Annotated in this window: 8 protein-coding genes; all 8 read left to right on the forward strand. The window is 45.3% G+C overall.

The window, feature by feature from the left end; all coding sequences use genetic code 11:
• The first annotated feature begins 144 nt into the window (after positions 1–144).
• The 8 genes from mazG to surE all read left to right on the forward strand — a co-directional run bounded on the left by mazG (position 145) and on the right by surE (position 7,922).
• Positions 145–948 (forward strand): nucleoside triphosphate pyrophosphohydrolase, encoded by an 804-nt coding sequence (gene mazG, locus R7041_RS21935; protein ID WP_005383780.1) that lies wholly within the window; start codon positions 145–147, stop codon positions 946–948.
• Between the two features lie 204 nt (positions 949–1,152).
• Positions 1,153–2,793: a CTP synthase gene (locus tag R7041_RS21940; RefSeq protein ID WP_021034029.1), complete on the forward strand. Its 1,641-nt coding sequence runs from the start codon at positions 1,153–1,155 to the stop codon at positions 2,791–2,793.
• Between the two features lie 78 nt (positions 2,794–2,871).
• Positions 2,872–4,173, forward strand: coding sequence for a phosphopyruvate hydratase (eno, locus tag R7041_RS21945; RefSeq protein ID WP_005383785.1), 1,302 nt, complete (start codon positions 2,872–2,874; stop codon positions 4,171–4,173).
• A 402-nt stretch (positions 4,174–4,575) separates the two neighbouring features.
• On the forward strand, positions 4,576–4,857 hold the full coding sequence (gene ftsB, locus R7041_RS21950; RefSeq protein WP_005380907.1) for a cell division protein FtsB: 282 nt from the start codon (positions 4,576–4,578) through the stop codon (positions 4,855–4,857).
• 1 nt (position 4,858) lies between these two features.
• Positions 4,859–5,566: a 2-C-methyl-D-erythritol 4-phosphate cytidylyltransferase gene (gene ispD / locus R7041_RS21955; protein ID WP_017821625.1), complete on the forward strand. Its 708-nt coding sequence runs from the start codon at positions 4,859–4,861 to the stop codon at positions 5,564–5,566.
• A gap of 14 nt (positions 5,567–5,580) precedes the next feature.
• Positions 5,581–6,057, forward strand: a complete 477-nt coding sequence (gene ispF, locus R7041_RS21960) for a 2-C-methyl-D-erythritol 2,4-cyclodiphosphate synthase (protein ID WP_005380896.1) — start codon at positions 5,581–5,583, stop codon at positions 6,055–6,057.
• Between the two features lie 45 nt (positions 6,058–6,102).
• Complete coding sequence (gene truD / locus R7041_RS21965; RefSeq protein WP_064368767.1) at positions 6,103–7,146, forward strand: tRNA pseudouridine(13) synthase TruD; 1,044 nt, start codon at positions 6,103–6,105, stop codon at positions 7,144–7,146.
• Complete coding sequence (surE, locus tag R7041_RS21970) at positions 7,146–7,922, forward strand: 5'/3'-nucleotidase SurE (protein ID WP_005380894.1); 777 nt, start codon at positions 7,146–7,148, stop codon at positions 7,920–7,922. The genes truD and surE overlap by 1 nt, the downstream gene beginning before the upstream one ends.
• The last annotated feature ends 58 nt before the right edge of the window (positions 7,923–7,980 follow it).

Raw genomic sequence — 7,980 nt, forward strand, 5'->3', positions numbered from 1 at the left:
GCTATGCTCAGGAGTCGCGAAAACTTGTTGCCTTGTCAAAGTAACAATTACTTAGTGAAAGCTGCTGAGAAAATATAATGTAGAAGGTGAGTGGTTTTGGCTGCTCACCTTTTTCTTTAATAGAAAGGTTTAAAGGAACAAAAAATGAGTCATCCAATTGAACAGTTAGAACAAATCATGGCGAAGCTGCGTGACCCCGAAAACGGTTGCCCTTGGGACTTAAAACAAACCTTTGACACCATCGTTCCGCATACAATAGAAGAAACCTACGAGGTGGTGGACGCGATTCAAAATCGAGATTGGCCCAATCTAAAAGAAGAGCTAGGGGATTTGTTGTTTCAGGTGATTTTTTACAGTCAGCTAGCGAAAGAGCAAGAGCTGTTCGACTTTTCGGATGTCGTCGAAACCGTGAACGAAAAACTGACTCGTCGCCACCCGCATGTTTTTTCAGATGTTGAGTTTGAATCTGACGAGGAAATTAACGCGAACTGGGAAGCGGAAAAAGCAAAAGAAAAAGCCCTAGTAGGCAAAGCGGAAGAAAGTATCCTAGACTCAATACCAAACTCTTTACCGGCACTTTCTCGTGCTACAAAAATTCAGAAAAAATGTGCAAAATTTGGGTTTGATTGGGATTCACTTGGCCCGGTTGTCGATAAAGTACGAGAAGAAATTGACGAAGTCATGGAAGAGGCACTGCAAGTTCAGCCCGATGAAGAGAAAGTTGAGTTGGAGCTCGGTGATTTGCTATTTGCGACTGTCAATTTGGCTCGCCACCTTGATAAAAACCCAGAAGTCGCGCTAGGAAAAGCAAACGTAAAGTTTGCGCGACGTTTTAAACAAGTTGAAGGCAAGGTCCAGCAGTCAGGCAAAGTACTTACAGATTGTTCTTTATCAGAACTTGACCATTTTTGGGATGAAGTAAAACAAGAAGAATCGAGGCAGAGGTAAACTGGCAGAATACATAATATAAGGTCAGCTTGTTTGGTTACACGAAACGGACTTTGGGTTGTCTTTGCTCACTTTGATTTGAAGCAAAAAATAAAAAATTACGGTGTGATAGATTTCACGTTGTGGCGGTAAGGAGCTTCTGGTATATTTATCTCCCGTCCAGAAGCACTCCATTTCCCTCATTCAACCAATTTCAGGTTAAACATGACGACAAATTACATTTTTGTTACTGGCGGGGTTGTATCCTCTCTAGGTAAAGGTATTGCAGCAGCATCTCTTGCGGCTATTCTAGAAGCTCGTGGTCTTAAAGTGACTATGATGAAGCTTGACCCTTACATCAACGTTGACCCGGGCACAATGAGCCCTACTCAGCACGGTGAAGTGTTCGTTACAGAAGATGGCGCAGAGACTGACCTTGACCTTGGTCACTACGAGCGTTTCATCCGTACCAAGATGACCAAGCGTAACAACTTCACTGCAGGTCGTGTTTATGCCGACGTACTTCGTAAAGAACGTCGTGGTGACTACCTAGGCGCAACTATTCAAGTTATCCCTCATATCACTAACGCAATCAAAGATCGCGTTATTGCAGGTTCTGAAGGCCATGATGTGGCTATCGTTGAAGTTGGCGGTACTGTTGGTGATATCGAATCACTACCATTTATGGAAGCGATTCGTCAGCTAGCTGTTGAGCTAGGCCGTGAGCGCGCAATGTTCATGCACCTAACACTTGTTCCTTACCTAGCGGCAGCGGGCGAAGTGAAAACTAAGCCGACGCAACACTCTGTAAAAGAACTTCTATCTATCGGTATTCAGCCAGACATCCTAGTTTGCCGTAGCGATCGCGTTATTCCTGCGAATGAGCGTAAAAAAATCGCACTGTTCTGTAATGTTCCAGAAAAAGCAGTAATTTCAATGAAGGATGTAGACTCTATCTACAAGATCCCTCAGTTGATTAAATCTCAAGGGCTAGATGACCTTGTGTGTGCTCGCTTTGGTATTACTGCTCCTGAAGCAGACCTTTCTGAATGGGAACAGGTTATCTACGAAGAAGCAAATCCTACTGGTGAAGTAACCATCGGTATGGTTGGTAAATACATTGAATTACCAGATGCATACAAATCTGTGAACGAAGCGCTTAAACACGCTGGCTTGAAAAACCGCCTAAGCGTCACAATTAAGTATGTAGACTCACAAGATATCGAAACAAAAGGCGTTGAACTTCTAGAAGGTTTGGACGCAATCCTAGTACCAGGTGGCTTCGGCGATCGTGGTATTGAAGGCAAGATCCGTGCGGCTCAATATGCACGTGAAAATAACGTGCCTTACCTAGGTATTTGTTTGGGTATGCAAGTTGCACTAATCGAATACGCGCGTAACGTTGCGGGTATGGAAGGTGCACATTCAACAGAATTTAACAAAGAGACTAAGTACCCTGTGGTAGGTTTGATCACAGAGTGGGTAGACGAATCAGGTAGCGTAGAAGAGCGTACTGAAAAGTCTGACCTAGGCGGTACGATGCGTCTTGGTTCACAGCTGTGTCACCTAGAGAAAGGGACTAAAGCTCGTGAACTGTACGGTAGCGCGACGATCCATGAACGTCACCGTCACCGTTACGAAGTGAATAACGTGCTTCGTCCGCAAATCGAAAAAGCAGGCCTAAAAGTATCAGGTCTATCTGCGGACAAGAAGTTAGTGGAAATGATTGAGAACCCAGCTCACCCATGGTTTGTAGCGGCTCAGTTCCACCCAGAATTCACCTCGACTCCTCGCGATGGACATCCATTGTTTGCAGGTTTTGTTAAGGCTGCGGGCCAAAACGCACGCGGCGAATTCGAGAAGTAAAAGGATACGGGCGGCGGCGAAGGTTGTGCTGCTGCCCTTTAAGATTGACATTTATATTTGAAACGAGAGGAAACATTAATGTCTAAGATCGTTAAAGTTCTAGGTCGTGAAATCATCGACTCACGTGGTAACCCAACTGTAGAAGCTGAAGTACACCTAGAAGGCGGTTTCGTAGGTATGGCGGCAGCTCCATCTGGCGCATCTACTGGTTCTCGCGAAGCTCTTGAGCTACGTGACGGTGACAAAGCACGTTTCCTAGGTAAAGGTGTTCTTAAAGCAGTTGAAGCTGTAAACGGCCCAATCGCTGAAGCTCTAGTTGGCAAAGACGCTAAAGACCAAGCTGCAATCGACGCAGTAATGATCGAACTAGACGGCACTGAAAACAAATCTAAATTCGGTGCTAACGCTATCCTAGCTGTTTCTCTAGCAAACGCTAAAGCTGCTGCTGCTGCGAAAGGCATGCCTCTATACGAGCACATCGCTGAGCTAAACGGCACTGCAGGTCAGTTCTCTATGCCTCTACCAATGATGAACATCATCAACGGTGGTGAGCACGCAGACAACAACGTTGACATCCAAGAGTTCATGATCCAACCAGTTGGCGCTAAGACTCTTAAAGAAGGTTTACGTATCGGTGCAGAAGTATTCCACAACCTAGCTAAAGTTCTTAAGTCTAAAGGCTACAGCACTGCAGTTGGTGATGAAGGTGGTTTCGCTCCTAACCTTAAATCTAACGCTGAAGCTCTAGAAGTTATCGCAGAAGCTGTTGCAGCTGCTGGTTACGAACTAGGTAAAGACGTTACTCTAGCTATGGACTGTGCTGCATCTGAGTTCTTCGACAAAGAAGCTGGCATCTACAACATGAAAGGCGAAGGTAAAACTTTCACTTCTGAAGAGTTCAACCACTACCTAGCTGAGCTAGCTAACCAATTCCCAATCGTTTCTATCGAAGACGGTCTAGACGAGTCTGATTGGGATGGCTTCAAGCACCAAACTGAACTACTAGGTGACAAGCTTCAACTAGTAGGTGACGATCTATTCGTTACTAACACTAAGATCCTTGCTGAAGGTATCGAGAAAGGCGTAGCTAACTCTATCCTTATCAAGTTCAACCAAATCGGTTCTCTAACTGAGACTCTAGCTGCAATCAAGATGGCTAAAGACGCAGGTTACACAGCAGTAATCTCTCACCGTTCTGGCGAAACTGAAGATGCAACTATCGCTGACCTAGCGGTAGGTACAGCTGCAGGTCAAATCAAAACTGGTTCTATGAGCCGTTCTGACCGTGTTGCTAAGTACAACCAGCTAATCCGTATCGAGGAAGCTCTAGGTGAGCGCGCTCCTTTCAACGGTCTTAAAGAAGTTAAAGGTCAAGCTTAATTCTTCACTGAATTAGCAGCTTAACTTAAAGCTTTTAAAACACCCTGCCTTGGCGGGGTGTTTTTTTATATAACGGAAGCGCTAAGTGAGCGCACTCCTCCATGTTTCCAGTAAGCGGTCTCAAAGAAGTAAAAGGTCAAGCTTAATTCTTATTGAGTAAAGTTTCGCTAAATAGCTTTTTGAAACCATCGCTACGGCGGTTTTTTTGTATTTATAGGTTTGTATTTTTGGCTCTTACTTTGGTCATGGGTAAGGAGCGCTTCCTATGAGCTTGTTTCATTTTGCTGCTTATTTCTTGTAAGGAGCGTGTGAGTCTCCCTTTCTCCCCTAGAGGCAACCTCGCATTTATGCTATATATGTCACCTTATCTAATTCCTTCCGGTACAGAATGTTAGCAGCGATATGCGAATCTTTGTTATAGCCCTTACGCTACTGTTTGGCTTGCTTCAATACACTCTATGGTTTGGTAAAAACGGAGTGTCTGACTACTACACAGTAAAAGATGAAATTGAAGTTCAGCAACAAGTGAACAGCAAGCTACAAGCTCGCAACAATGAAATGTTCGCTGAGATTGATGACTTAAGGCAAGGTCTTGATGCGATTGAAGAACGTGCGCGTCATGAGCTCGGTTTAGTTAAAGATGGCGAGACTTTTTACCGCATTATAGGTGAGGAAAACCATTAAAATGTTGGATATGAACTCATCGCATATCGCAATTGTGCCTGCTGCTGGTGTGGGTAGCAGAATGAAGGCAGATCGCCCTAAGCAATATTTATTGATCGAAGGTAAAGCGGTACTGGAACATACCGTAGAGAAACTGCTTTCTCACCCAAATATTTCTAAGGTTGTCGTTGCCATTACTGACGGCGACCCATATTACCCAGAATTGTCCATTGCTAAGCACCCAGATGTGATTCGTGTCGCTGGTGGTAAAGAAAGAGCAGACTCTGTGTTATCAGGGCTAAACTATGTCAATGAGCATCTGGAAAGCGAGTGGGTATTAGTTCACGACGCTGCAAGGCCATGTGTATTAACATCCGACATTGACCGTTTGATTGATGTTTGCTGCGCCCACTCAACGGGTGGCATTCTCGCATCTCCTGTGAGAGATACAATGAAGCGAGCAAACGCAGTACAAGATATCGATCATACGGTAGATAGAGAAGCATTGTGGCATGCACTTACTCCACAAATGTTTAAAACTCAGCAGCTTACTCAAGCACTGGCTGACGCATTAGAACAGGGTGTAACCATTACCGATGAAGCCTCGGCTTTGGAATGGTTAGGCGAGAAGCCAGCCTTAGTTCAAGGGAATGCGAACAATATAAAAATCACTCAGCCAGAAGATCTTGCGTTAGCCGAGTTTTATCTAAGCCGTGAGCGCGGCGAATAAAGAAAGGATAGAAAATGATTCGAATTGGTCATGGTTTCGATGTACATAAATTCGGTGGTGAAGGCCCAGTCATTATTGGTGGTGTAGCAATCCCTTATGAGCAAGGTTTGATTGCTCACTCAGATGGCGATGTAGCGTTGCATGCGTTAACGGATGCTCTGCTGGGCGCGATTGCTGCCGGCGATATTGGTCGTCATTTCCCAGATACGGATGATAAATGGAAAGGCGCAAACAGTCGTGAATTACTGAAAGACGTTTACCGTCGAGTTAAAGAGCAAGGCTACCGTCTTGGCAATGCTGATGTAACCATCATGGCACAAGCGCCTAAAATGGCACCACACATTGACGCAATGTGTGCGGCGATAGCCGAAGACCTAGAAACCGACATTAGTAACATTAACGTAAAAGCGACGACGACAGAACGTCTCGGTTTTACTGGACGCAAAGAAGGCATTGCAACGGAAGCCGTTGTACTTCTGTTTAAGCAATAACTAGCAATTTGCTCCTCTAAGCTGTGATATCAGCGGAAACACATCATGTCAGACATTTTATCTTCATTGGCTTACCTAACGGGTAAGCCAGTTGCATCGGCAAAAATTAAAGCGCAGCCAGAGCATTTTCAGGTTCGCGAAGATTTAGGTTTTGCCTTTACGGGCGAAGGCGAGCACTTAATGGTTCGTATCCGTAAAACGGGCGAGAACACCAGCTTCGTTGCTAACGAGTTAGCAAAAGCCTGTGGTGTTAAGTCGAAAGACGTTAGCTGGGCGGGTCTTAAAGACCGTCATGCGGTGACGGAACAGTGGTTAAGTGTCCATTTACCAAAAGGTGAAACGCCAGATTTTTCAGCGTTTTTGGCTCAATACCCAAGTATCGAAATCCTTGCAACAGATCGTCACAATAAAAAACTGCGTCCTGGTGACCTAGTAGGGAACGAGTTCGTGGTTACTTTGTCTGAAGTGACAGATAGAGCGGATGTAGAGCAACGTCTTGAAAAATTGAAACAAGTTGGCGTGCCAAACTACTTCGGTAGTCAGCGTTTTGGTAACGATGGCAACAACCTTGAAGAAGCACGTCGATGGGGACGCGAAAACGTTCGTACCCGCAATCAAAACAAGCGCAGTATGTATTTATCAGCGGCTCGTTCGTGGATTTTCAACCGCATCGTTTCAGCTCGTCTAGAGAATGGTGTGTTTGATAAGTTCATTGATGGTGACATTGCACAGACGAATTCTGGCACTCAGTTGATTGATGCAAACAACATCGCTGCTCTGCAAGTGCAATTTGCGCGAGGTGAAGCGGCAATTACCGCTGCGCTTGCTGGCGATAATGCACTGCCTACTCAAGCCGAGGCTCTGGCATTAGAGCAACCGTTTTTAGACGAAGAGCCTGACCTCATGGCGCTGATTCGTGGTAATCGCATGCGCCACGACCGTCGCGATATTGCGCTGAAGCCAAAAGATTTAGCTTGGACGGTTGAAGGTAACAACATTACGCTGACTTTCTCACTGGATGCGGGATCTTTTGCGACCTCTATTGTTCGTGAGTTAGTTAATGAGGTTGAAGTAGAAAGAGAATACTAATGGAACAGGATTCACGAAACCCGAAGCCCTTAAGGGTCTTAATCAGCAATGATGATGGTGTTCATGCTCAAGGGATTCATGCCCTCGCTGATGAGTTGAGAGATATCGCTGAAGTGACCATTGTCGCACCTGATCGAAATCGTTCAGGTGCTTCGAATTCACTCACATTAGAACAACCATTACGCGTGACTGAAATTGCCCCAAATATCTACTCAGTGCAAGGCACGCCCACGGATTGTGTGCATTTCGCGCTGAATGAGCTAATGAAAGATGATTTGCCTGATCTTGTTCTGTCAGGAATCAACCATGGCGCTAATTTGGGTGATGATGTTCTTTATTCTGGAACAGTAGCAGCCGCCATGGAAGGTCATTTCCTTGGCGTTCAGTCGGTGGCTTTTTCTCTAGTGGGTAAGCGACATTTCGAATCCGCCGCTAAAATTGCACGTCAAATTGTACAACAGCATTTAGCGTCGCCGATTCCAACGAATCGTCTACTGAACGTAAACGTGCCTGACTTACCATCAGAGAATTTAGGTGAAATTGAAGTTACGCGTTTAGGTGCACGTCATCACGCAGAGAATATGATCAAGCAGAAAGATCCGAGAGGCCATGACATTTATTGGTTAGGCCCACCAGGAAAGGAGCAAGATGCAGGAGAGGGCACGGACTTTTATGCAATTGAGCATGGCCGAGTTTCAATGACGCCTCTGCAAGTTGATCTCACCGCTCACGAGTCGCTGCGTGCTATGGATAGTTGGTTAAAGGAAGAGAAGTAATGAGTAACCCACATGCTGACAGGTTGATAGCGTTTCTTATCTCCAGTGGCATCAAAGA

Origin of the sequence: Vibrio sp. 1751, from assembly GCF_033339895.1 — a bacterium.
Classification (GTDB): Bacteria; Pseudomonadota; Gammaproteobacteria; order Enterobacterales; family Vibrionaceae; genus Vibrio; species Vibrio alginolyticus.

Excerpts from the sequence above, each read along its gene's own strand:
- mazG (WP_005383780.1), top strand. The coding sequence starts at position 145 with ATGAGTCATCCAATTGAACAGTTAGAACAAATCATGGCGAAGCTGCGT.
- R7041_RS21940 (WP_021034029.1), top strand. The coding sequence starts at position 1,153 with ATGACGACAAATTACATTTTTGTTACTGGCGGGGTTGTATCCTCTCTA.
- eno (WP_005383785.1), top strand. The coding sequence starts at position 2,872 with ATGTCTAAGATCGTTAAAGTTCTAGGTCGTGAAATCATCGACTCACGT.
- ftsB (WP_005380907.1), top strand. The coding sequence starts at position 4,576 with ATGCGAATCTTTGTTATAGCCCTTACGCTACTGTTTGGCTTGCTTCAA.
- ispD (WP_017821625.1), top strand. The coding sequence starts at position 4,859 with ATGTTGGATATGAACTCATCGCATATCGCAATTGTGCCTGCTGCTGGT.
- ispF (WP_005380896.1), top strand. The coding sequence starts at position 5,581 with ATGATTCGAATTGGTCATGGTTTCGATGTACATAAATTCGGTGGTGAA.
- truD (WP_064368767.1), top strand. The coding sequence starts at position 6,103 with ATGTCAGACATTTTATCTTCATTGGCTTACCTAACGGGTAAGCCAGTT.
- surE (WP_005380894.1), top strand. The coding sequence starts at position 7,146 with ATGGAACAGGATTCACGAAACCCGAAGCCCTTAAGGGTCTTAATCAGC.